Source organism: Bartonella alsatica, from assembly GCF_013388295.1.
GTDB classification, from domain to species: Bacteria; Pseudomonadota; Alphaproteobacteria; order Rhizobiales; family Rhizobiaceae; genus Bartonella; species Bartonella alsatica.
In genome coordinates this window covers 889567-912420 of the sequence record NZ_CP058235.1, presented here as the reverse complement: position 1 = coordinate 912420, position 22854 = coordinate 889567, and the positions used below count along the sequence as shown (strand labels likewise).

Annotated in this window: 20 protein-coding genes, 1 tRNA gene and 3 pseudogenes; 15 read left to right on the top strand and 9 right to left on the bottom strand. The window is 37.1% G+C overall.

Features of this window, described 5'->3' with window-relative positions; translation table 11 throughout:
• Positions 1-48: 48 nt before the first annotated feature.
• From HWV54_RS03815 to HWV54_RS03800, 4 genes are all read right to left on the bottom strand, one after another.
• The gene (locus HWV54_RS03815) at positions 49-441 is read right to left on the bottom strand and encodes an MliC family protein (protein ID WP_005866552.1); all 393 of its coding nucleotides are present in this window, start codon (positions 439-441) and stop codon (positions 49-51) included.
• Positions 442-459: 18 nt separating this feature from the next.
• Positions 460-849 carry an MliC family protein gene (locus tag HWV54_RS03810; protein WP_005866553.1) on the bottom strand — a complete coding sequence of 130 codons (390 nt, stop codon included), beginning with the start codon at positions 847-849 and terminating at the stop codon, positions 460-462.
• Positions 850-1256: 407 nt separating this feature from the next.
• A complete protein-coding gene (gene aroB, locus HWV54_RS03805; RefSeq protein ID WP_005866554.1) occupies positions 1257-2390 on the bottom strand; it encodes a 3-dehydroquinate synthase in 1134 nt (377 codons plus the stop codon).
• Positions 2365-2997 (bottom strand): shikimate kinase, encoded by a 633-nt coding sequence (locus HWV54_RS03800; protein ID WP_005866556.1) that lies wholly within the window; start codon positions 2995-2997, stop codon positions 2365-2367. The genes aroB and HWV54_RS03800 overlap by 26 nt, the downstream gene beginning before the upstream one ends.
• 98 nt (positions 2998-3095) lie before the next feature.
• Here HWV54_RS03800 and HWV54_RS03795 point away from each other — a divergent pair, with 98 nt between their 5' ends.
• The 4 genes from HWV54_RS03795 to HWV54_RS03780 all read left to right on the top strand — a co-directional run bounded on the left by HWV54_RS03795 (position 3096) and on the right by HWV54_RS03780 (position 6020).
• On the top strand, positions 3096-3257 hold the full coding sequence (locus HWV54_RS03795; protein WP_005866558.1) for a hypothetical protein: 162 nt from the start codon (positions 3096-3098) through the stop codon (positions 3255-3257).
• Between the two features lies 1 nt (position 3258).
• Complete coding sequence (locus HWV54_RS03790; RefSeq protein ID WP_005866560.1) at positions 3259-4188, top strand: site-specific tyrosine recombinase XerD; 930 nt, start codon at positions 3259-3261, stop codon at positions 4186-4188.
• 87 nt (positions 4189-4275) lie between these two features.
• Complete coding sequence (locus tag HWV54_RS03785; protein WP_005866562.1) at positions 4276-5232, top strand: acetyl-CoA carboxylase carboxyltransferase subunit alpha; 957 nt, start codon at positions 4276-4278, stop codon at positions 5230-5232.
• A gap of 38 nt (positions 5233-5270) precedes the next feature.
• Positions 5271-6020, top strand: a complete 750-nt coding sequence (locus HWV54_RS03780; protein WP_005866563.1) for a L,D-transpeptidase family protein — start codon at positions 5271-5273, stop codon at positions 6018-6020.
• A 449-nt stretch (positions 6021-6469) separates the two neighbouring features.
• Here HWV54_RS03780 and HWV54_RS03775 read toward each other — a convergent pair whose 3' ends face one another.
• The 3 genes and pseudogenes from HWV54_RS03775 to HWV54_RS03765 form a co-directional block, all read right to left on the bottom strand.
• Positions 6470-7528, bottom strand: coding sequence for a CobW family GTP-binding protein (locus tag HWV54_RS03775; protein ID WP_005866565.1), 1059 nt, complete (start codon positions 7526-7528; stop codon positions 6470-6472).
• A 5-nt stretch (positions 7529-7533) separates the two neighbouring features.
• A pseudogene (locus tag HWV54_RS03770) lies at positions 7534-8638 on the bottom strand (D-alanyl-D-alanine carboxypeptidase family protein).
• Positions 8639-9137: 499 nt separating this feature from the next.
• Entirely contained in the window at positions 9138-9944 is an 807-nt protein-coding gene (locus HWV54_RS03765; RefSeq protein ID WP_051011399.1) for a lysophospholipid acyltransferase family protein, read from the bottom strand.
• Between the two features lie 115 nt (positions 9945-10059).
• On the opposite strand from HWV54_RS03765, the gene thiD reads away from it, so the two are divergent.
• Positions 10060-10923: a bifunctional hydroxymethylpyrimidine kinase/phosphomethylpyrimidine kinase gene (gene thiD / locus HWV54_RS03760; RefSeq protein ID WP_005866570.1), complete on the top strand. Its 864-nt coding sequence runs from the start codon at positions 10060-10062 to the stop codon at positions 10921-10923.
• Between the two features lie 392 nt (positions 10924-11315).
• On the opposite strand, the gene HWV54_RS03755 is transcribed toward thiD, so the two are convergent.
• A tRNA-Gly gene (locus HWV54_RS03755) sits at positions 11316-11390 on the bottom strand.
• Between the two features lie 184 nt (positions 11391-11574).
• Here HWV54_RS03755 and HWV54_RS03750 point away from each other — a divergent pair.
• From HWV54_RS03750 to HWV54_RS03720, 7 genes and pseudogenes are all read left to right on the top strand, one after another.
• The gene (locus HWV54_RS03750) at positions 11575-12552 is read left to right on the top strand and encodes an ABC transporter substrate-binding protein (protein ID WP_005866572.1); all 978 of its coding nucleotides are present in this window, start codon (positions 11575-11577) and stop codon (positions 12550-12552) included.
• A gap of 69 nt (positions 12553-12621) precedes the next feature.
• Positions 12622-13518 (top strand): ABC transporter permease, encoded by an 897-nt coding sequence (locus HWV54_RS03745; RefSeq protein ID WP_005866574.1) that lies wholly within the window; start codon positions 12622-12624, stop codon positions 13516-13518.
• Positions 13511-14305: an ABC transporter ATP-binding protein gene (locus HWV54_RS03740; RefSeq protein WP_005866576.1), complete on the top strand. Its 795-nt coding sequence runs from the start codon at positions 13511-13513 to the stop codon at positions 14303-14305. Before HWV54_RS03745 ends, HWV54_RS03740 begins: the two co-directional genes overlap by 8 nt.
• Before the next feature lie 4 nt (positions 14306-14309).
• Complete coding sequence (gene holA / locus HWV54_RS03735; protein ID WP_005866577.1) at positions 14310-15353, top strand: DNA polymerase III subunit delta; 1044 nt, start codon at positions 14310-14312, stop codon at positions 15351-15353.
• 735 nt (positions 15354-16088) lie between these two features.
• The gene (locus HWV54_RS03730) at positions 16089-17021 is read left to right on the top strand and encodes a prephenate/arogenate dehydrogenase family protein (RefSeq protein WP_005866579.1); all 933 of its coding nucleotides are present in this window, start codon (positions 16089-16091) and stop codon (positions 17019-17021) included.
• Positions 17022-17651: 630 nt separating this feature from the next.
• Entirely contained in the window at positions 17652-18506 is an 855-nt protein-coding gene (locus tag HWV54_RS03725; RefSeq protein ID WP_005866582.1) for a YihY/virulence factor BrkB family protein, read from the top strand.
• A 38-nt stretch (positions 18507-18544) separates the two neighbouring features.
• Positions 18545-18993: pseudogene (locus HWV54_RS03720) on the top strand (YaiI/YqxD family protein).
• A gap of 18 nt (positions 18994-19011) precedes the next feature.
• Here HWV54_RS03720 and HWV54_RS03715 read toward each other — a convergent pair.
• Entirely contained in the window at positions 19012-19707 is a 696-nt protein-coding gene (locus tag HWV54_RS03715; RefSeq protein WP_005866584.1) for a TlpA disulfide reductase family protein, read from the bottom strand.
• 95 nt (positions 19708-19802) lie between these two features.
• Here HWV54_RS03715 and argH point away from each other — a divergent pair.
• The 3 genes and pseudogenes from argH to lysA all read left to right on the top strand — a co-directional run bounded on the left by argH (position 19803) and on the right by lysA (position 22635).
• Positions 19803-21135: pseudogene (argH, locus tag HWV54_RS03710) on the top strand (argininosuccinate lyase).
• Between the two features lie 36 nt (positions 21136-21171).
• Positions 21172-21351: an LPS translocon maturation chaperone LptM gene (gene lptM, locus HWV54_RS03705; protein WP_005866588.1), complete on the top strand. Its 180-nt coding sequence runs from the start codon at positions 21172-21174 to the stop codon at positions 21349-21351.
• A 9-nt stretch (positions 21352-21360) separates the two neighbouring features.
• The gene (gene lysA, locus HWV54_RS03700) at positions 21361-22635 is read left to right on the top strand and encodes a diaminopimelate decarboxylase (RefSeq protein ID WP_005866591.1); all 1275 of its coding nucleotides are present in this window, start codon (positions 21361-21363) and stop codon (positions 22633-22635) included.
• The last annotated feature ends 219 nt before the right edge of the window (positions 22636-22854 follow it).

Sequence of the window (22854 nt, the reverse complement as noted above, 5' to 3'; positions counted from 1 at the left end):
GTCAATATAATAAGAGCCAGCGTGGTTTTTAGTGTGTAAGAACTTCCTTTATTCTGTCCCTTTTTCTTCTACACAATTGAGGGGCATTTCCTGTTTTGGATCATTAATCAGATCATAAAATGTCACCTCGTCTTTTTGGGTCCACCAAATGTATTCAGCTCCCACATATTTTGCTCCAGAAGCAGCGATGACATTGGAAGCAATAATCTGCTTTCCGTTCCATTTGAGATCAACTAACGCAATATTGCCGGCATTGTAGTAAGTTGCTTCAACACGTTCTTTTTTTGTTTTAATATTACACTGATAGACAACAGTTTCTTTTGTTGGTTCTGGATCATCTGGTACCTCGATAACTAAAGAATACGCAAAAGCGTTCACTGAACCGAAGAATGATAGACTTAAAGCGGCGAAAAATCGTAGAATAAAAGAAGTTTTTCTCATAATATGTCCTTTATTTATTTAGAATAATAACGTTGATTCATCTTTACAGAGGATAGGTTGTTTTTCTTCTGGGTCCTGAGCAAGATCATAAAGCGTGACGTCTTTGTTTTCTTCCCACCAGATATACTGAGCTCCTGCGTATTTTGCTCCTGTGGCGGCGATAACATTAGCAGCGATGACACGATCACCTTTCCATTTGAAATCAACCAGTGAAATATTATCAGTTTTGAAATAAGTTGCTTCAACACGCTCTTTATTTGTTCCAGTATCACATTGATAGGTTATGGTTTGTGTTTCTGGATTTTCTGGTATTTCAAGAATTAAAGAACCAGCCAAGGCGTTGCCTGAGCTAAAGAGTATTAGATTTGAAGCGGCCCAAAATCCTAAAATATGTAAAGTTTTTTTCATAATGTTTTCCTATATTGCGCAGAAGAATAATTTAACTGATGCGATGGTGTCTACGGCAGGATTCGAACCTGCGACCCCAGGATTCATACCACTTCGGTTTTCACCGCCAGCTTTGTAGGCTGTTTGTGGTCTGGACTGTCTCTTCACCTTGAAGCTTATGCTTTTTAGGTGCTGCCCGTTCAGTCTCTACACCTTCCTTTCGTTTAAAGAGAGGCTTGGCTCGGGATTGACATATGGTCTCCCATGAAGCTTTCCCCGAATTTGAGCAGATCCACTTTGAGGATTTCTCCTTAAGGCGCCCAATTTCTTTAGGAATCCTGTGCTCTATCCTACTGAGCTACGCAGACATCATCATATTCCTTCCTTTAATAGAAGTATAAAAACGAATCAATTATATTCAATATGAATTAACGAATTTTCGTTAATTTTTGTTCTAAGAAAGTTAAAACTGAATTTGGTGAAACATTTTTTGCGATAAATGATTGGCCAAGTCCACGTGTTAAAACAAAAGTCAAATTGTTTTGGGAAACTTTTTTATCTTGGGCAATGTAGGTCATCAAAGTTGTAGCATCTGGCAGCTTACCAGGGATATCCTTTAGTTTCGTAGGTAAACCTACGGTTTTAAGATGTGTTTCGATGCGATTTGTGAGTGCGGGATCTATTAAATTTAGTTGAGCAGAAAATTGATGGGCTAGAATCATTCCAATTGCTACAGCTTCACCGTGGATTAAACGGTTTGAGTCATAAGCGGTTGCTGTTTCAAGCATGTGTCCAAATGTATGACCAAGGTTTAATAACGCGCGTTCTCCTGTTTCATATTCATCACGTGCTACAATGTCGGCTTTGAATTTGCATGAGCGGATAATAGCTTCTATTCGTACTGAATCATTAGTAAAAACTTTTTGTCCATTTTTTTCAAGCCATTCAAAGAAATCGGGTTGGTTAATGAGACCATATTTGACCATTTCCGCGTAACCAGCCCGAAATTCCCGCGATGGCAATGTATCAAGGATACGAGTATCAGCAAGAACGCATTGTGGTTGATAAAAAGTACCGATAAGATTTTTACCATATTGGCTATTGATACCAGTTTTCCCTCCAACAGAGGAGTCAATTTGTGCAAGCAGTGTTGTGGGCATCTGAATGAAGTTCATACCACGGCGTATGATACTTGCGACAAATCCTCCTAGGTCGCCGATAACACCACCCCCAAAAGCAATAATGCAGTCACCTCTTTCTAAACGTGCAGCAAGAATTTTATCAATAACAGTTTTCAGAGTTGAAAATGACTTTGATTGTTCCCCTGCTTCTACAACGATTGGAACAGTATGAATTTTATTTTTTGTTAATTCTGTCTGTAATGTCTCCAAATGGAGAGATGCAACATTTGTATCTGTAACGATTGCTAAACGTGTTTGATGAAAATCTTTATGGTGAAGAGAACGCTTAATTTGCAAAGCAGCTTGCGTGATGAGATTTGGTCCAATGATGATATCATAACAGTGCTTGTCCAGTTTAATAGTAACGGTCTTGGCTTGCATACTTGTTATTCCTATCGTTATTTTCTGTATCGAGGTAATGCTGTACAGACCGTACGACATTTTTTGCTACGGTAAAACGGCTTTCTTTATGACTGTTAATTGTCAAGTTTGCTTTTCCATAAATAGGATAACGCTCTTCCATGAGTTTTCTCATGGTTTCTTTAGGATTTGCTGTTTGAAGAAGTGGTCGCGTTGGGTGGCGCGAAACACGTCGCATGAGGGTATCAAGATCGGCTTTGAGCCAGATGGATATACCATTTTGATGAATGGCTTTTTGGATGGCTTGATTTATATAGGCACCACCACCTGTTGCTAAAACAAGAGGACTTTTTTTTATGAGGTTTAGTATAACACGCTGTTCAAGAGCTCGGAATTTCGGTTCACCATAAATTTTAAAGATTTCAGTAATTTTCATTTGCACAACTTTTTCAATTTCTTGGTCAGAATCATAAAAAGGTAAATGGAGCATGGTGGCGACGCGTTTCCCAATCACTGATTTACCTGCACCCATAAGACCAACAAATACAAGTGCTCGTTTATCAAGAGACGATAAGAGTTGATTTTTTATTTGTGTTATCGGAATATGTTTAGATCGATTATTTCTCATAATTTTATTTCGGCATTTATCCGCTTTAAAGTCAATTCCTGTTAATCTTTGTGAAGTATAATTAAGAGATAGAATATTTTTAGGTAGGTTATTGTGTTATGCCAACATTGACCAGATTTTTGATGATTCTTTTCATTTTACTTTCTGTTCTTTTCATTATAATGGGTGCTCTTGTGGTTTGGGTTGAACCAGTAACTGTAGATATGTATATCAATGTTCCCTTGGATTCCTGGAATCTTTCTGCAGAAGCGAATCAATAAAATGAAAAATGGTGCTGTGATAGATCATTTTCTTGAGATGATGAGCGTGGAACGAGGGGCTTCTTCTCATACGCTTGCGGCTTATAAGCATGATTTACAGTGGGCACAGGAAGTATTGTCTTCGCAGTCTGTTTCACTTTTTTCAGCACAAAAAAAAGATTTAATTGGTCTTTTGTCGCTTATGCACACTCTTGGTTGGGCAGCGTCTTCACAAGCGCGTCGTTTATCAACATTGCGTCAATTTTATCAATTCCTTTATGCCGAAGGATTGAGAACAGATGATCCTTCTCATGATATTGACGCACCTCGTCAAGGATATCCTTTACCCAAAATTATGAGTGAAGATGCGGTAACAAAGTTGCTTGATTGGGCAGAGTTGGAAGTGAATCAAGCAGATTATGGGTCCAAAGATTATTTCCGCGCATTGCGTCTTCAGGTATTGATTGAAATGCTTTATGCTACAGGATTACGTATTAGTGAATTGGTGAGTCTTCCGGTGCAGGCTGTCCGGGGAAAGGGGTACAGTGTTTTAGTTCGCGGTAAGGGAAAAAAAGAACGAATGGTGCTTTTATCAAAAAAAGCATACCAAGTTCTTTTGCAGTGGTTGAACCTACGTGATCAAGGAAAGGATGCGGCAAGCCTTTATCTTTTTCCTGCACGGTCAGAAACAGGGTATATTGCTCGACAAGTTGTTGCACGGGAGTTGAAAAGTCTCGCCACAAGAGCAGGAATAAAAAGTAATAACTTTTCCCCCCATGTGTTGCGCCATGCTTTTGCTAGTCATCTTTTGCAGAATGGTGCTGATTTGCGTGCTGTTCAACAATTGTTAGGACATTCTGATATTGCTACCACTCAGATTTATACTCATGTTTTGGAAGCAGGTCTTTATCGTTTAGTTAATGAACATCATCCACTTGCCGATGAGCAGTAGACTAGGTAAAGAGGTGGTGATGTTTTTGAAAAATACTTTATAAAGTGAATTATGAGTGTATAACTTACACCAAATAAGTTGGGTGCAATGTATAATTATCTTGATTTTGAAAAACCGGTTGCTGATCTCGATGGGAAAATTCTCGAATTAAAAAAGATTTCTGAGGAAGAAGGAAGTCTTGATATGAGCGAAGAGATCGCCCGCTTAGAAGCACGTTCTCAAACGGCATTGCGCGATATTTATAAAAAATTATCGCCATGGCAAAAAACACAAGTAGCTCGCCATCCTGATCGTCCTCATTTTATGGACTATTCTGCGCGGTTATTGAGTGATGTAACACCTTTGGCAGGCGACCGCAAGTTTGCTGAAGATGAGGCTATTCAAGCAGGATTTGCGCGCTTTAAAGGTGAAGCAGTTGCTTACATAGGTCAGGAAAAAGGTCACGATACGCAAACACGGTTGCGCTATAATTTTGGTTCTGCACGTCCAGAAGGGTATCGCAAAGCTGTACGTATTATGGAAATGGCTGACCGTTTTGGTTTGCCATTACTCACTTTTGTAGATACAGCAGGTGCCTATCCTGGTGTGAGTGCTGAAGAACGCGGACAAGCTGAAGCAATTGCTCAATCAACAGCGGCAACTTTGCGCTTAAAGGTTCCTGTTGTTTCGGTCGTTATTGGAGAAGGCGGTTCAGGAGGGGCGATAGCAATTGCTGCGGCCAACAAAGTTTATATGTTAGAACATGCAATTTACTCTGTCATTTCACCAGAAGGAGCAGCTTCTATTTTATGGCGTGATCCTACTCGTGCAAAAGATGCTGCAATGAATATGCGTATTACCGCTCAAGATTTGTATCAGTTAAAGATTATCGATGGCATTATTCCTGAGCCTTTAGGAGGAGCACATCGAAGCAAAGAGACCGTGATTGATGAAACGGGTGACGTTATTTCAGAAGCTTTAAAGGCTATGGCTGGAAAAGATGGTGAAGTTCTTAAAAAAGACCGTTGGGAAAAATATCTTCAAATTGGTAGGTCTTTAACATAAGTCATTTTTTGTGAGGGGAGGTATTGGAGTTTTATTTTATGGTTTTCAACAGGTTCTTCACAGTATGTATATTGTTTACAATAGGAGTACTGACGGCATGTGAGGGAAGGTTGCCAGCTTCTATCCGTGCTAAAGTTGAGCAGCCACTTCCCCAAGAAATCCGAAATAGAATGGTTCTACATAATATTGATCCTTATGCGCCGATTATGATGCGATTTTTTAAGAAAGAGAATGTTGCCGAAATTTGGAAGCAGTCCCGATCAGGGGCTTTTGTGTTGTTGGCACGTTATAGCATTTGTAAATGGTCAGGTCAGCTTGGACCTAAATATAAGGAAGGTGATCTTCAAACACCAGAAGGTTTTTACACCGTTAGTGCAAATCAAATGAATCCTTATTCAAAATATTATCTTGCTTTTAATATAGGATTTCCCAACCTTTATGATCAAGCGAATGGCCGAACAGGAAGTAATCTTATGGTGCATGGTTCTTGCTTTTCTGCTGGTTGTTACTCTATGAGTGATAAAAATATGGCACAGATTTATGCTTTTGCGCGGGATGCTTTTAGAGGGGGACAGAAAGAATTTCAGTTGCATGCTTTTCCTTTTCGCATGACCGATGCTAATATGGTACGTCATAGATCTGATCCCCATTATCAATTCTGGGTTATGCTTAAGAAAGGTTATGATTTTTTTGAAGAAAATCGTATGCCTCCCACGGTTGATGTTTATGAAAAACATTATGTTTTTAATCGTGGTCTTGATAAGGTTTCTAGTGCTTTAAAGCCGTGATGTTATCTTATCGTAAAGTGGAGTTCACCTTTAATTTTTTTCAGAATGCTTTATTCTTTTATCTGTAATGCTGTAGATATTGTCTTTCAGTGCGATTGAGATAAAGTACATTCACGCATATTAAAAATATTATTTTATTTCTTTTTTATTTTAGTTTTTTGCATTAGCCAAGTGAAGAAGTATATAGTTTGAGTGGAATATTTACACAAGGTTTGTCCGGTGGACTTGTAAATTGAAACACATAAGTGATTAATAGATAGAATCTGTTCAAGATAAACAAATCTGTTTACAGATTGATGAAGGGTAAGAATCTTCGTTCTTTAAGGTGAAAAAGAAGAACATCTGATGTGCTAATAACATTTGTGGCGCAATGTATGTAATAGAGTATGTTCGAAAGGCAGTGGTATTGTGCACTAAAGATTTTTATTCATTGAAGGTTGGAGTAAAAATTAGAACTTCATTCCTGGAATAATTAGGGGATTATTCAATATGGCGGTTTTGTCTGCAGTATCTATTGCTGGTTTGTTTAAAAAAGCATTGAAAAGTTTTTGTATTGTTTCTTTTTCAATACCATCAGTAATGATGACAAAACGTGTTTGTTTTATTCCTTTTGGCCATGCTGGAAGTCTTATTGGTGGATGGAAAAATGTTTGTATACCGTGTAAGACAAGAGGACGTTGGGGGTCATCACGCATTGCTATAATTGCTTTAATGCGTAATAATTTTGTACCATACAGGTCTTTTAGGAGATCTAAAAAAGTACTAAGGCTAGTATAATCCATAAGCTCTTCGCAGTTTAATGAAAAAGCACGAATTGTCCAGTTGTGGGCATGATCGTAGGGAGCGAGGGTACGCCATTGTTTAAATTGTGTATTTTCTGCTTTTTCATCCCATAATGTTTTACTTATTAATCCCCTTGAACAGTAATGATCAGAATGGACATCGATAATTTGCGCTATAGGATTAATTGTTTTGAGTGTACTGAGGAGTGTATTTGAGAGTGTTTTGGAGTCAGTAAGATCTGTTTTTGTGAGAATAATTTTGTCAGCAAGTGCTAATTGTTTTTGTATTTCAGGATAGCGTTCGAGTATAGTAGGTGTGTTTAATGTATCAAATGTTGCAAGAAGAGTATCGATCGACAAAACTTGAATTAAGAGTGGGTGGCTTAGAAGAGCTTGTACAATAGGAGCTGGATCAGCTAACCCTGTTGTTTCGATGATAATGCGATTAAGGTGCTGATTTCCTGCATGAATGCGATCAATCAAATTAGTTAATGTATCAATGAGATCACTGCGCAAATTACAGCATAAGCAACCATTTGCAAGTTCAATAATTCCTTCTGTCGTTTTTTCAACCAGAAAATGGTCAATACTTACTTCACCGAATTCATTAATGATAACAGCACTATTATTCAAAAGAGGATCGCGTAGCATCCGGTTGAGTAAAGTTGTTTTACCGGAACCCAAAAAGCCAGTTATAAGAGTAATAGGAATACGCGTTGTTTCCATATTAATTATCGATTATGGTTTTCTGCTTTTGTTATAGGTTGCTTTGCTTTTTTTATCCGGAATGGGCAATTTTTTTAGCGGTTTTCTTTTGGTTTTATGTGTTTGTGGTGTAGAAATAAGGCGTACTGGTAAAGGAAAAGAGGAGGTAGGTGAAGCAGTGATGAACGGTGAAGTAAGGATAACATTCCCTTTATCGTCATAAAAACGAGCGTGCATTTTTGTGGCTTCAGGTGAGCATGTTTGTTGTTTCATATCGGTCGCTTGTGTCATTTTTGTTCCATAAGGTACCAGTGTTGCCAATGTTAATTGGGACGATTCTTGTTGAGAAAAACCTGCTTCAAGAAGTTGTGCGGCTTTTTCTTCTCTTTCACTTACGTTGTTAGATCCTAAAATGACAGCAATAATTGTGCGGTTTTTACGGGTTGCTGAGGCAACAAGATTGAAACCAGAAGCACAAATAAAACCTGTTTTCATGCCGTCTATTCCATCAAAACGACCAATGAGATTGTTTGAATTGGGTTGGATTTTTTGTTTGCCACCAAAATCAATGGCAGGGATAGAAAAATAATGTGCATATTGAGGAAATTCTCGACGAATCTGAACCGCTAAAAGAGCGATATCACGTGCTGTAGAATAATTTTGTGGGTCTGGTAAGCCACTTGCATTGGAAAAATGGGTACCAACCATGCCGAGGCGTTTAGCTTCAGCATTCATTTTTTGTACAAAGGCTTTTTGTGAACCAGCAACCGCTTCACTCATGGCAATGGCCAAATCATTGGTAGATTTAACCATAGTGATACTTAAGGCTGTATCAAGTGTGAGAACGGATCCAGCTTTATAGCCTGAATGATACGCAGGAGCTTTTGCGGCATATTCGCTGATAGTGATGTGTTTATTGGGTGAAATTTCTCCTGTGCTCATGGCCCGAAAAATAATATAAGCGGTCATTAATTTTGTTAAGGAGGCAGGATACCAACGCTCAAAGGCTTGATTATGATTTAATATGCGTCCAGTTGCAACTTCAACGGAGAGAAAGGGTTGGGCTAAAGCGAAGGGGCTCAACAAACTCAAAAAAAAAGAAAAAAACAAATTATAGAGGAGGTAACGCATTACGTGAAGTCCAATATTTTTATCAATAATTTAGGATTGTTTTAATGTAGCATACAATACTTTTGAGTCCATAATAGATAAGGAGAAATGGTTAATTACATATTAGTTTTTTAAAAATTAAAGCCATCATCTATTAGTTCAGTTTTATGATTTTAAAAATATCGAGAACAATATTTTAAAATAGGGATTTTAAATAACTTACATTTTTATTTCGCACGTTTTTTAGTAAGGTTATGCTTTTCACGAAAAAGAGTGTGTTATTATTCGCAGTTGTACTTAAAAAGACATCTCTTAATATTGCTAATCGCTTTTGCAATGAATGATTCATAAAAGATATATTAAGTTTTTTCAGATCACTTTTATCTACACATCAATTTCTCTTGTGATGTGTAAGCAAACGTTTTTTTGATTCTGAATCAGAGGATTTTTAAATGAAAAAATATTCCTGTATTTGGTATTCTCCATTCAATATGGAAAAGTGGTTCATTATCTTGATGAATCAATGTATTGCTTCATGATGACTCATTTTTTGAAGTTTTTTAACAGCACAGGGTGGCATAGGCGGAGGGTTAGGATCTTGTGCTGCTAACAAAAGTAATTCATCACAGGCTTCTTCTGTTTTTTTGACCAGTTGATCTAGGAAATCACGTTTGCTTAAACCAGTAGCTATAGGGGGGAGAATGCGAACGCGAATTGTTCCAGGATAACGGCGAAAATTACCTCGTGGCCAATATAAACCGGCATTGTGTGCAATAGGAACAACCTGAAGTTTCAGTTCATTATAGAGAGCAACAATTCCCGATTTATAATCTGGTTCTTGGCCTGGCTGTCGGCGTGTCCCTTCAGGAAAAATCAGAATTTGACGCTCTAATTTTGCTTTTTCTTTTGCTTTTTGTATGATGGTTTTTAAAGCTTTAATGGGGGTTGTTCGGTTAATTGGGATAATTTGTGTTTTTGCCATATACCAGCCAAAGAAGGGAATCCATGTTAGTTCACGTTTTAGGATGAGAGCGGGGTCATCAAAGTAGGGAATAAGACTGAAGGTTTCCCATGCAGATTGATGCTTTGGAGCGATGATATAAGCTCCATTTGGAAGATTTTCTAATCCTTCAATTTCGTAATTTGTGCCTGCAATGTATTTTTGTAAAAAGAGTGTGACGCGTGCCCATATTTTAGGGATGATCCACGCTTTTTTGCGTGGCATTAAAAAATAGATGGGAGCATAAAGAATCATTTGTATAAAAGTAGTTGTATAAAAAGCGAACGTAAAAAGAAGAGAACGAAAAATAAGCACTGTGTTTTCCATTTTATATTTACAAGGAGAATATGTATATAACGTACTTTAATATGATGAAACATCTCTCTGTGTTTTTTTTCAAATATCTATTTTCTGATATTTAAAAATATAAGGAAAAAGGCTGATGAGACTACACGATAACCAAGATAAATTTTTTATTCCACGGATTTTATCTATTTCAGGGACTGATCCTTCTGGTGGCGCTGGGATGCAAGCTGATTTAAAGGTTTTCTCAGCCATGAAAACCTATGGTATGAGTGTAGTTACAGCTGTTGTTGCACAAAATACAAAAGGTGTACGTGCTTTTCATGCATTAGATGCGTCTTTTGTTGCCGATCAAATTGATTCGGTTTTTGAAGATGTTCATGTTGATGCAGTGAAAATTGGTATGGTAGCAAATGCTCAGATTGCTCAAACTATTGCAGAGCGTTTAGTTTACCATAAAGCCCGTTTTATTGTTTTTGATCCGGTTATGGTAGCAAAAAGTGGTGATGTCCTTTTAAAGCCTGATGCGGTTGAAATTGTGCGTGATGTTCTTGTTCCATTGTCAACTTTGATTACGCCCAATTTACCTGAGGCAGCTATGTTGTTAGGACGTGAAGTGCGATGGTCGTTAAATGCTATGTATCAATATGGTCCGCAGCTTTTGGCTCTTGGTTGTGATGCGGTTTTATTAAAAGGTGGACATTTGAGTATTCTTGCTCACACGGATGAGGTCAATTACGATCATTCCAGTCCAGATCTTTATTGTGATTCTGAGGGGATTGTGACGCTTAAAGCTTCACGTCTTATAACTACTAATGATCATGGCACAGGTTGTACTATTGCAGCTGCAATTGCAGCACTTTTGCCGACAGAGCCTTTAGTTTGTGCGGTGAAAAGAGCAAAAGCGTACCTCAATAATGCTTTAGAGGCTTCAAGTATTTTGCAAGTAGGAAAAGGACGTGGTCCAGTCCATCATTTTTATGAATTATGGGGTGAAAAATAAAGGGAAATTCTTGGAAAGGAATAATTTTAGAAGCAATTATAATTGAACTTTTGTATTAAGTAGGAAGAGAGGAATACGTAGTAATTTATTATTTTTATGCATATTTTTTACCATTAAATGCATGTTTTGACAGAATCTATTTTGACAGTGAAAGTTGCAAAAAAGAGTGAAAAATAGCAAAAATTGGAATTTGGCAGCAAAAATGATAGAAGACTTTGAAAGCTCTTTGGAGACCCTTTGAGGACACCTTTAAAATTCTTTGAAAAAAATGAATTGGTACAAAATCTAGTGCTAAAATATACAAAACTTGCTGGCAAGCTACACTGATGACAAACTACAGTTAATTATACAAACACAAAATTTACATTAATTATAAAAACACAAAATTTACATGGAGCGGGCGATGGGATTCGAACCCACGACCCCAACCTTGGCAAGGTTGTGCTCTACCCCTGAGCTACACCCGCTCACCGATTCGAAACATGTGCTGCTTGTATGGCGTAGGCTTTAGTGAATTGCAACAAAAAAATAACATTTCAATTTGATTTATTTTGCAAATATTTCAGAAATAAAAATAAAGATTGATTTTGATAGTACTCTTCAATAGATTTCTTTCTCTTTAAAATTGTTGCAAAGGAGGGGCGGAGTAGAATGTTGAAAAGAGTAAACATATTATGGATTGTAATTGCAACTGTTTTTATCATGAATAGTTTTGCAAAAGCAGGAGATTACGTTAAACACATTAAAATTGCACTGACACAAATTATGGCACATCCTGCTGCAGATGCTGTTCGTAAGGGGATTATGGATGCCCTTGCTAAAGATGGTTATAAGCAGGGAGAAAATTTCGAACTTACTTTTTTATCAGCGCAGGGCAATATTTCTACAGCAACACAGATTGCACGTAAATTTGTTGGTGATAAACCTGATGTGATTATTGCAATTAGCACACCTTCAGCACAGACAATGCTTGCGGCAACGAGAAAAATTCCTATTGTTTTTGCTGCAATTTCTGATCCTATCGGGGCAAAAATAGTTTCTTCGCTTACTAAGCCTGGTGGCAATGTGACAGGAACTTCTGATCGTATAGATATTGCCGAGAGTCTTAGACTTTTAAAGGAAGTAAAACCAGATTTGAAAAAACTTGGTTATCTTTATAATGCCTCTGAAGCTAATTCTGTTTCAACGCTTAAGATGTTAAAGGATGTAGCAGATAAAATTGGAATTGATGTCATTCCTTCATCAGCGCCTAAACCTTCTGATGTTCAAATGGCAACACGAGCTTTAATTGGTAAGGTGGATGTTATTTTTATTCCTGCTGATAATACGGTTCTTTCTGTTTTAGAAGGAGCAACAAAAGTCACACAGGAAGCACGTATTCCTTTATTTACTGTCGATTCTAACTCTATGGGAAGAGGCCCTTTTATGACACAGGGTGTGAATTTCTATGATGTAGGGGTTGATGCTGGTAAATTGGTTGTGCGTATTTTGAAAGGTGAAAAACCTGGCGATATTGATATTGTACAGGCGGCTAATAATGACATCCGTATTGATATGAAAGCAGCTAAAAAGGTTGGTATTGTTATTCCAAAGGCAGTTATTGAACGCGCGACAAAGATTATTCAATAGGCTTCCATTAAAATGATATTGATACAATAAAAGTACTTAAGTTTTCATGATAATGGGGGAGATCTTTAGATGAATATATTTGCGTTTTCTGGTGCTGTGGAATTAGGTCTTATTTATGCGTTTGTTGCAATTGGAGTTTATCTTTCATTTCGTGTCTTAGATTTTCCTGATTTAACTGTCGACGGTTCATTTCTTCTTGGGTCATGTGTTTGTGGTGTTTTGATTCTTTTAGGTTTCAGTGCATGGACGGCTATGGCATGCGCTTTTTGTGCAGGTTTGATGGCTGGTTTATTAACAGCTTTGCTGAATTTGCATTTTGGCATTTTAAATCTTCTAGCTTCAATTTTAACAATGTCAGCACTTTATACAGTTAATCTTCGTATTATGGGAATTATGGGTGGGTCGAATGTTAATTTAGCACTTGCTGATACTGCCTTAACTCCCTTTTATAACATGTTTGGCTTGCCTGATATTTTAGTGCGTCCTCTTTTTGTTTGTTTTGTACTACTCGTTGTGGTGTTTTTTATTTGGCGCTTTTTGGAAAGTGAGATGGGACTTGCTATGCGAGCAATAGGAGCTAATCCGCGGATGGCTACAGCACAGGGGGTTCATCCATCGGCCTTAATTTATTTTGGTATGGGTCTTTCAAATGCGTGTGTTGCACTTGGAGGTTCCCTTTATATTCAAACCGCGATTGCTACTGATATTACAGGTGGAGCTGGTACGATTGTTTTCGGTTTAGCTGCAGTTATTATTGGTGAAACATTATTTCGGACGCGCAATATTTTTTGGATTATTATCAGTTGTATTATTGGATCTGTTTTTTACCGCGTGGCAGTACAGTTTGCGTTTGAGGCACACGGGATTGGTATTGATACGTCAACGGATCTTCAATTGATCACTGCGCTTTTAGTTGTTGTGACCCTTACTGTATCACGCTATTGGAGGAGCTGTAAACATGATTGAGCTTTCTCATGTCGGGGTTACCTTTAACCCACAAACGCCTTTAAAAAAACAAGCATTAATTGATATTAATCTTAAGATTGATCGGGGCAGTTTTGTTACGATTATTGGTTCAAATGGTGCTGGTAAATCAACTTTACTTAGTGTTTTAGCCGGCGCAACTCTTCCTACAGAAGGAAAAGTGGTGATTAATGGACAAAATGTTTCTCTACAATCAGTAAATGAGCGAGCAGGGAGGGTTGCTTGTGTTTTTCAAGATTCATCAATGGGAAGCTGTGGTTCTTTAACAATTGAAGAAAATTTAGCTCTTGCTGCTCTTCGGGGGAAGCGTCATGGGTTGCGTTCGGCTTTAAATTATGAAAAACGCCAATTTTTCAGAGATGAAATTGCCCAATTAGGCATTGGTCTTGAGACATATCTTCATAATTCTATGGATAGTTTGTCAGGTGGACAACGCCAAGTTATTTGTCTTGTGATGGCTACTTTAGCACATGCGGATGTTTTATTGCTTGATGAGCATACTTCGGCATTAGATCCAGGAATGGCTAAGTTTGTGATGCAATTGACAGAAAAAATTGTTGAAAGGAAGAAATTAACGACTATTATGGTGACGCATTCTATGCGCCAAGCTCTTGATTATGGAGATCGCACGCTAATGTTGCATGGGGGAAAAGTGATTTTCGATGTGCGTCAAGAAGAACGTAAAGGATTGAATGTGAGTGATCTTATAGGTATGTTCCAAAAGGTTCGTGGTGAAGTTCTTGATAATGATGAACTCTTAATGGATTAATCTTTTGGCTCAGAAAAAAGCGCATGAAGTTGGACATTTTCTAACGCATTTTTCGCGTTCTTTTCCTGTTGTTCTCATTTATGGACCTGATCGGGGTCTTGTTTGCGAGCGTGTACAGCGTTTTATTAAGCTCACCCAGATCGCTGTAGAAGATCCTTTTTTCACTGTCCGTTTGGATGCTGGTGAGATTGATAAAGATCCCGCTCGATTGGTAGATGAAGCACGTACTTTATCGCTTTTTGGTGGTGATCGTTTGATATGGGTGTCTAATGGCTCTAATCAAAAAAACTTTCTTGCAGTACTTAAGCTTTTAATCAAAGAACCACCAGAAAAAAGTTTTATTCTCATCGAAGCAGGTGATCTCAAAAAGGGGACAGGACTGCGTAATATTATTGAGCAGGCATCGACAGCAATGGCTTTACCTTGTTTTGCAGATGATATCCGTGCTCTTGATACATTAATTGATGAAGTCTTAAGTCAGTTTAAGATGACTCTTTCTTTGGATGCACGCAAGTGGTTGCTTCATCATTTGGGAGGGGATCATCTTGTTTCGCGTTGTGAATTGGAAAAACTCTGTCTTTATGCTGTGGAGAGAACACATATTACTCTTGAGGATGTAAAAGCTGTGGTAAGCGATGTTAGTGCGCTTTCGCAAGATGAAGTAATCGACGCTGTTTTACTGGGAGATATAGCAAGTTTTGAAGCGCACTTTAGACGACATACGAGTATGCAAAGTGCACTTTTTCTTATTTTAAGTACTGCACAAAGGCATTTTCAGCAATTGCAACTTTTACGTTATCAAATAGATGTTGAAGGTAAAAACACTTTTTCAGTGATCTCTCAAGCACAGCCGCCCATTTTTTTTCAGCGGAAAAAAACAGTTGAACGTGCTTTAAATTATTGGGGATTAGAACAGATTTCTTATGCAATGGAACGAATCCAACGTGCTGTTTTGGACAGTCGTAAAAATCCAATTTTGAGTGAAGCTATCATTCGTCAAGCTTTGTTGGGACTAGCAGTTGTTGCACAGCGCAAAATAACAGCTTAAAATATTGATTTATATTGTGAGAGGAGTTTAGTTGCAGATTTTGAAGATTTTATAAAATAAATTGTTTCTCATAAAATTATTTATTTTTCATGTTTACACATTTGATAAAAAGTTAGCATCATTTTTACAATCAATCTGTCTAATAAAAACAATTTTAAAGTTATTATCGTTATCAAACTCGCTTTATTGATAGGGCACTTTTCATTAGCTTAATTTATAGCTTTGAGGGAAGGGAGGAAGATAAGCTTTTAAAGTTAATGGCATCTTTTTCATGAGTTTTTTAGTGGAATTTTCAATATTTGAAAAAGTGTTTTGATTATTACTATTTTAGGATTTTACCTACTGTAGTTCAACTAATTTGCAAAGTATTGGAATCTGCTTACAGAGAGTTTTGGGAACTAAAATTTATAATATTTTGTATAGAGCGCTTGTTATTATTGATCAAAAACTTGTGAGAGCATTAGATTTTTATTGTGATGAATGTTTAGAAGCACTGAATTAACAAATTTTAGAGCTTGATGTTACATTTTCTATTACCAATTTTAGGGATATATTTTCCAGATAAAAGTAATCTGTTAGTGGCTTGTCTAGATGTTAATAAATGGCGCATGATTTAATTGTTCATTTTCTTTTGTTTATTGTGGTTTTTTAAATGTTTGATACATAACATTTGAACGAATAGACTGACGTATTTTGGCTTTGTTGCCGTTTTCAAAGAGCTTGTAAAGGTGAAAGATGCTCCATATTCAGTTTGAAAAAATAGCACTCATTGGAATCGGTTTGATTGGATCTTCTTTAGCACGGGTGATTAAAAAGAAAAATCTTGCAGCTCGAATTTCTATTGCAACGCGTCGGAAAGAAACATTGAAAAGAGCGCGCGAGTTGGGACTTGGAGATTTTTATACAACCGATAACGCAGAAGCTGTTGAAGGAGCAGAACTGGTTATTATTTCTGTTCCTGTTGGGGCAAGCGCTGAGGTAGCAAAAACCATTCGTGATTATTTAAAACCTGGAGCGATTGTGAGTGATGTTGGCTCTACGAAAGCGTTGGTTATCGCGGAAATGGCACCTTTATTGCCAAAAACAGTTCATTTTATTCCTGGTCACCCGATTGCTGGAACAGAAGATTCAGGACCGGATGCTGGTTTTGCTGATTTGTTTATGAATCGCTGGTGTATTTTGACGCCTTTTGTTGAAAGTGATACTACAGCTGTAACGCGATTGACGGCGTTTTGGGAAGCTTGTGGTGCGCATGTCGAGAAGATGGATGCTAAACATCATGATCTTGTTTTGGCTATCGTTTCGCATTTGCCGCATTTGATTGCTTATAATACTGTTGGAACGGCCAGTGATTTAGAAAAAGTGACGAATTCGGAAGTAATTGCTTATTCCGCTTCAGGTTTTCGTGATTTTACGCGTTTGGCTTCTTCTGATCCTGTTATGTGGCGAGATATTTGCTTGCATAATAAAGATGCTATTTTAGAAATGTTGAGCCGTTTTAGCGAAGGGCTTGCTTCTTTAGAACAAGCAATTCGTTTGGGAGATGGTACGACATTGTTTAATTTTTTTACACGTATGCGTGCTGTACGCCGTAATATTATTGCTGCTGGTCAAGAAATTGATGCTCCTGATTTTGGACGTCGTAGTGCTTCTAAAAAGAGTGAGTGAAAATAACGAATTTTTATTGAAGTTTGCTGATTTTTTCTAGAAATCTCTATCTTTTAAAGTTGTGCATTGCCATAAAGAAAAAAGGCGATCGTTTGCGTATAAGATAGCCAGTGTTCAAATGTTTTATGGAGTAGGATTATTCTTAATGGCTCATATGTGATTGTATAAAAAGGAACGCAGAATCTAAAATAAGGTGCTCAAAATTAAACGGTTTTAGAATTTACTGTAACGCAATGCTTTTTTTGTTTATTTAAAGGTTATTTCTCGATAAGCTCATACCGGTGCGTTTATACTTAGATTTTCTCCAGCTGCAGTTGTCATATTCTGAAATCAAAAAAAGATCATTTATTATTTAGTCAAGTGTGCAACATTGCAAGATTTGCTTGTGTAGATTTATAGAAATGCGTCATCTATTTTATCGACATATTAATGATTGGTGTCTACTAATCTTTACCGTCTTTGGTTCTTGATAAGTAAAATTTGTTGCTTTGTTCTTTTCAGTTTTGGTATAAAATTGAACTTGACCGTATTGATCATTGCCCTTTATAGTAAAGACTATCTTTTTAATTTTGATGTTTTTTATAAAGCTTGGATAGATTAAGAAAGAGTATTACCAGAAAGTATTAAGATTTGTTAAGAAATATCTTTTGGTATAGCTATCGTATTCTTGTTGATGCAGTGAGCCATTATTGGCGTGATAATGGGAGTGCTTTTGCTAGCCATGTCACTTTATCAGGGCTTTTAGCATTTTTCCCTTTTTTTATTTTTGGAACATCTCTTGCTAGTTTTATCGGCGCTTTTACGTACACGCCGCAAAAAATAAAAGCTTTGGTCCAGTTATTGCCTGATATCATTGCAGAGCCTTTATCACAAGAAATTATCAATGTTTTAACCATTCAACGGAGAGGAGTGTTGACGGTTTCTATTATTGGAGCAGCTTATTTTGCCTCTAATGGGGTAGAGGCATTGCGTACGGCTTTGAATAAAGCTTATCGCGTTGTTGATCGCCGTAGTTTGTTGTTTTGTCGTTTTCAGAGTTTGTTTTTCGTCATCCTTGGAGCTGTCGGTCTTGTTGTGATCAGCTTTTTGTTGATTTTAGCACCTTTGCTGATCAAAATTATGCAAAATCATTCTTTCTTCATTCCTGAATATATTAGTATTATTCGTTTATGGCGTTATATAATTGCAGCAATTGTTTTATTTGTAAGTCTCTTAATTGTTCATAAGTGGCTCCCAGCTGAGCAACGGAGATTTATAGATGTTTTACCAGGAATTGTGGTGACAATGTCGGTGTGGTTTATGGCATCTATTGCTTTTGCGCAGTATTTGACAATGTTTGATTATATTTCTACCTATGCAGGTTTAGCATCTATTATGGTTGCCATAATTTTTCTTTACATGTTAAGCGCAATTTTTATTTTGGGAGGCGAAATAAACGCAGCGATAATATTTTATCGCAATTATTTGCGACATTCAGATGAATGAAAAAATCTGTTTTTGTGTGAAAGCCAAAAGATAAATCCATGATAAAATCTGCCATCATTTTGTTGATTGATGCAGATGCTTGTCCTGTAAAAGCTGAAATTTATCGTGTTATGAACCGTTACCAACTCAAGATATTTTTTGTGGCAAATCGTTTTTGGTTTTTCCGGATGAAATGCTTCTTGAAGGAGTGGTTGTAGCTGAAGAGCCTAATAGTGCAGATAATTAGATTGTAGAATTTGTGCATGAGGCTGGTATTTGTTATCACAAGTGGTATTCTTTTAGCGGCGCGTGTTATACGGAGGGGTGGTGTTTGTCTTTCTCCGACAAGACGCATTTTTGATGTAAATTCAATTAGTCACGCTTTAGCGATGTGCAATTTTAAGAAGATTTGCGAGGACAAGGCAGTATAATAGGAGGGCCACGAACTTTTTATCGCAAAGACCGTTCTACTTTTTTGTCTTCATTGGATCTTATTATACAAATTTAAAAAGGTGCAGTTATTAAGTTATCGTGTTTCTTGTATGACAGCTTTTATAAGCGCTTTGGCATCGTCATTAGCCCATGGAGCTGCACCGTTGAATGAAGCAATAAGATATCCTTTTTTATCGATGAGAAATGTGATAGGCAAACCTAAAGCGAGTCCTTGTTTTCTGACGCTGTTGAAAATAGCCATTGTTTCATCGCGATAGTAAAGCAAATTATCCGCATGGACATCCTGTAAAAATTTCTGAATTTTTTCAGGAGAGGTAGCTTTATCGATGTTGATAGCCATGACATCGAAGTTTTCTCCTCCCAGTTCACGTTTTAATTGCGCTAATTCTGACATTTCTGTACGGCAGGGTAAACACCAAATAGCCCACAGATTAATGAGTAACGGTTTTCCGGTAAATTCGTCGAGTGTGTGTTCTTTACCTTGAATATCTTTAAAAGAAAGTTTGTTCATATTATAAGGGATTTCGGCAAATCGCATGTTTGCAAAAAAGCCTTTTGCTGCTTTTTTTATTAATATCATTTTTTCTTCTTGTATTTTTTCGGTATTTTTTTCTGAAATAGAATTGGTAAAAAAGGGTACTATCCTATTATAAGAGTTCTTTGTGGCGTATAAACTTACAGCAGCTAAGGTCATGGCAATAAAAAAGAAGGCGGTAAAGAGCCTCTTTTTGTTTTTCTTTTTTCGATTTATAAAAGTTTGAAAAAGCATGATTTTTATCCTTTTATAGGTATTTTCAGAGTACGATAAATAAGAGATTAAAGAACCAAATTTAGAGTGTTTGATTTGCAGCAGAATCTGGTGCAATTATAAAAAAGATTAACACCTCAATTGATTTGACCAAAAACTTTGTCGACAAGATATTGTAGATTCCTTTCTCGTACAGCTACGTTTTTGCAAATGAAGATCATTTCACAATCATATTATGAAAAAATTGTTTATAGTTTAAAGCTTATTTGCCAGGAAGTTGAAGACGATACATTTGTTTTTTCGGAAAGCTCGAGGATATTCTGTGAATATTGAGGTATAGTTGAGTGAGTTGATTGGTTCTGTTGTAAGATGCTTGCATACGGTTCATTTACACAATAATCAAATTGCCGTTGATTTGCATTTGTGGGTTTGTAAGGCAACACAGAGCATAACCCACGCTTTAAAGGGAATGAAAGAGCAATTGCTTATTCGAGCAGAACAACATGTTGACACCTTTATACTTGAATTTATGTATTCACAAACAGCACAACTCGTAACATTTTGTCATTATATGATGGCTTATATTGAAATATTGGGTCGAGATTTATTACAGATGCATGATGTGATTGAATAATAAATCACCTTTAAGGGGTGCGGGTTTTAATTGGTACAAGATTTCCAATTAGTCGTTTTATGACAGTAGAAGTTGCTAGGCTTTTGAGGATCACACACAATTCGATCGATAATGTTTCGGACTGTGATTGTGCCTTGAAATTTTTAAAGTGCTGGTGCTCGTTGCGCAACACATCTTTTGCATTTAGCGAAAGAAATTATTTTTTGTTCAAGTTTTATTCGTTTATCGGACGTTTTTCCATCGGCTTATCTATTATGCTACAAAAGTGAAATTCTGATGCGACAGAATTTGTGCTTGCTAAAGGTGGACAACTGAATATGCATCTATGGGGTTGTTAACCATGATGAAAGGATTAGCCTTATTTATTCAAAAGATATACAAGGAGATAAAGAATATGTGTTTGATGGAGTTTTGAGTCTAAAATTATTGTTGGCAGAAATAGAAAGGAATTATAGGGAATATTGATGTCAATAAAGACGCTGTGAAACAGGTAGCTAATACTAGTTAGCAACGGCAAGGGGCTTACTGATTAGCTGGTGCGTAAATGAGGGCTTCCTTTTCGTGAAGCACACCATTTATGTGGATATGCTGTGGCATTAACAGAAAAAAATATTGTCTCAATGATTTGTCATTGAGTGAACTTTAAACGATATGTTCAGATCTTTAATGCAACACTTTTAATGTTTTAACGGTTGAAAAATCATAAGAGCCGTAAAAGTTTTAGTGGCGTGGAGCTTTTAGAAATGCTTTATCAAATTACCTATGGAAAAAAACGTCTTGTTACAGCTTTAAAAGTTGGATTTACTGTTCAATAGAATAAAAAGAAATATCAATAGGAGAGAAAAGGGCATATGAAAATTATTTTAAGGAATTTAACAATTGTCCTTTTGGGGGGTATTATTCTTGTTGGGTGTGGGCGTAAGGGATCATTGGAGATGCCTCTTCCAAGTGTGGAGAAGCCTGGGCAAGGAACATCTGTTGCTAAAAGTGAAGAAGACAAACTTTTTATTCTTGATCGTTTGATAAAGTAGGGAGGAAATGTGCATTTTTTCCCTTATCATCAAGGTATGCTCTATGTTGAAGGTCTTTCGCTTTCTGCTCTTGCGCAGGAGGTAGGGACACCTTTTTATTGTTATTCGGCTAACGCTTTAGTTACACGTTTTAGAGACTGTCAAAAGGCTTTTCAAGAGATGCCAAGTTTGATTGCTTATGCGGTCAAAGCCAATTCTAATCAAGCAGTCTTGCAACTTTTAGCAGCGAATGGATCGGGAGCTGATGTGGTTTCAGAAGGTGAATTACGGCGTGCGCTTGCTGTTGGTATTCCTGCACATCGTATTGTTTATTCTGGTGTTGGGAAAACAGTGAGAGAGATAGATTTTGCTCTTTCCCAGGATATTTATTGTTTTAATGTTGAGTCAGAGCCAGAACTCGAACAATTGTCACAACGTGCTGTAGCGCTTTCAAAAACAGCACGTGTTTCATTGCGTATTAATCCAGATATTGATGCAAAAACTCATAAAAAAATTACAACAGGAAAATCTGAAAATAAATTCGGTATTCCACTGTTGTTTGCAAGAAATGCTTACAAAAAAGCTGCTTCTTTACCTGGGTTGCAGGTTAGCGGTGTCGATATGCATATTGGTAGTCAGATCTGTGATTTAAAACCTTTTGAGGAGGCATTTCTTGTTATTGCAAATTTTGTGCGTCAATTATGGAGCGATGGTTATGCGATAACACATATAGATATTGGTGGTGGGCTTGGTATTACATACGGTAATGAAGAACATATCATACCTTCTTTTTTTGATTATGCAGCGCTGGTGAAGAAACATATTGCACCTTTAGGAATCAATATTATCGTGGAACCGGGACGTAGCATTGTTGGCGAAGCTGGTGTGTTGGTGACATCTGTTCTCTATTTAAAGAAAGGAAAAGGGCGGAATTTCGTTATTGTTGATGCGGCAATGAATGATCTTATACGCCCAACGCTTTATGATGCATGGCAAAATGTGGTACTTGTGAAACAAACACCAGTAGATGCAGCGCTCATTCGGGCAGATATTGTTGGTGCAGTTTGCGAAACCGGTGATTATTTGGCGTTAAATCGCTGTGTGCCAATTTTGGCACCAGGTGATCTTTTGGCTATTACAGGGGCAGGTGCTTATGGTGCAGTGATGGCAAGTACCTATAATAGCCGACTTTTAGTACCGGAAGTTCTTGTTCAGGATACACGTTATGCGGTCATTCGTCCACGTCTTGATTATGCACAATTGTTAGAATGTGATCATATTCCAGATTGGATCAAGTGTTGTTAAGTGTTTTTGATCTTAATTTTTACTTGATTTTGATGAGATAATTTATTTTTTTGGAAATTGTTTTATGTGGGGTTATCCTTAATACCGTAAAACATTTGCTTTAAGTACGGTAATATAAGGTACATTTATGGATATCAAAAATACAACGTCATTTCTTCTGTTTTCAGTTTTCTTTTGCGTCAACTAAGTGTAAAAGTATACGGTTATAAAATATTCAGG

Bases quoted from the DNA above. Each gene is read 5' to 3' on its own strand.
- HWV54_RS03715 (WP_005866584.1), bottom strand. From the start codon at position 19,707: ATGCTTTTTCAAACTTTTATAAATCGAAAAAAGAAAAACAAAAAGAGG.
- HWV54_RS03775 (WP_005866565.1), bottom strand. From the start codon at position 7,528: ATGGAAACAACGCGTATTCCTATTACTCTTATAACTGGCTTTTTGGGT.
- HWV54_RS03780 (WP_005866563.1), top strand. From the start codon at position 5,271: ATGGTTTTCAACAGGTTCTTCACAGTATGTATATTGTTTACAATAGGA.
- HWV54_RS03750 (WP_005866572.1), top strand. From the start codon at position 11,575: ATGTTGAAAAGAGTAAACATATTATGGATTGTAATTGCAACTGTTTTT.
- aroB (WP_005866554.1), bottom strand. From the start codon at position 2,390: ATGCAAGCCAAGACCGTTACTATTAAACTGGACAAGCACTGTTATGAT.
- HWV54_RS03765 (WP_051011399.1), bottom strand. From the start codon at position 9,944: ATGGAAAACACAGTGCTTATTTTTCGTTCTCTTCTTTTTACGTTCGCT.
- HWV54_RS03795 (WP_005866558.1), top strand. From the start codon at position 3,096: ATGCCAACATTGACCAGATTTTTGATGATTCTTTTCATTTTACTTTCT.
- HWV54_RS03810 (WP_005866553.1), bottom strand. From the start codon at position 849: ATGAAAAAAACTTTACATATTTTAGGATTTTGGGCCGCTTCAAATCTA.
- HWV54_RS03800 (WP_005866556.1), bottom strand. From the start codon at position 2,997: ATGAGAAATAATCGATCTAAACATATTCCGATAACACAAATAAAAAAT.
- HWV54_RS03745 (WP_005866574.1), top strand. From the start codon at position 12,622: ATGAATATATTTGCGTTTTCTGGTGCTGTGGAATTAGGTCTTATTTAT.
- HWV54_RS03730 (WP_005866579.1), top strand. From the start codon at position 16,089: ATGCTCCATATTCAGTTTGAAAAAATAGCACTCATTGGAATCGGTTTG.
- HWV54_RS03740 (WP_005866576.1), top strand. From the start codon at position 13,511: ATGATTGAGCTTTCTCATGTCGGGGTTACCTTTAACCCACAAACGCCT.
- HWV54_RS03815 (WP_005866552.1), bottom strand. From the start codon at position 441: ATGAGAAAAACTTCTTTTATTCTACGATTTTTCGCCGCTTTAAGTCTA.
- HWV54_RS03790 (WP_005866560.1), top strand. From the start codon at position 3,259: ATGAAAAATGGTGCTGTGATAGATCATTTTCTTGAGATGATGAGCGTG.
- HWV54_RS03785 (WP_005866562.1), top strand. From the start codon at position 4,276: ATGTATAATTATCTTGATTTTGAAAAACCGGTTGCTGATCTCGATGGG.
- lptM (WP_005866588.1), top strand. From the start codon at position 21,172: ATGAAAATTATTTTAAGGAATTTAACAATTGTCCTTTTGGGGGGTATT.
- thiD (WP_005866570.1), top strand. From the start codon at position 10,060: ATGAGACTACACGATAACCAAGATAAATTTTTTATTCCACGGATTTTA.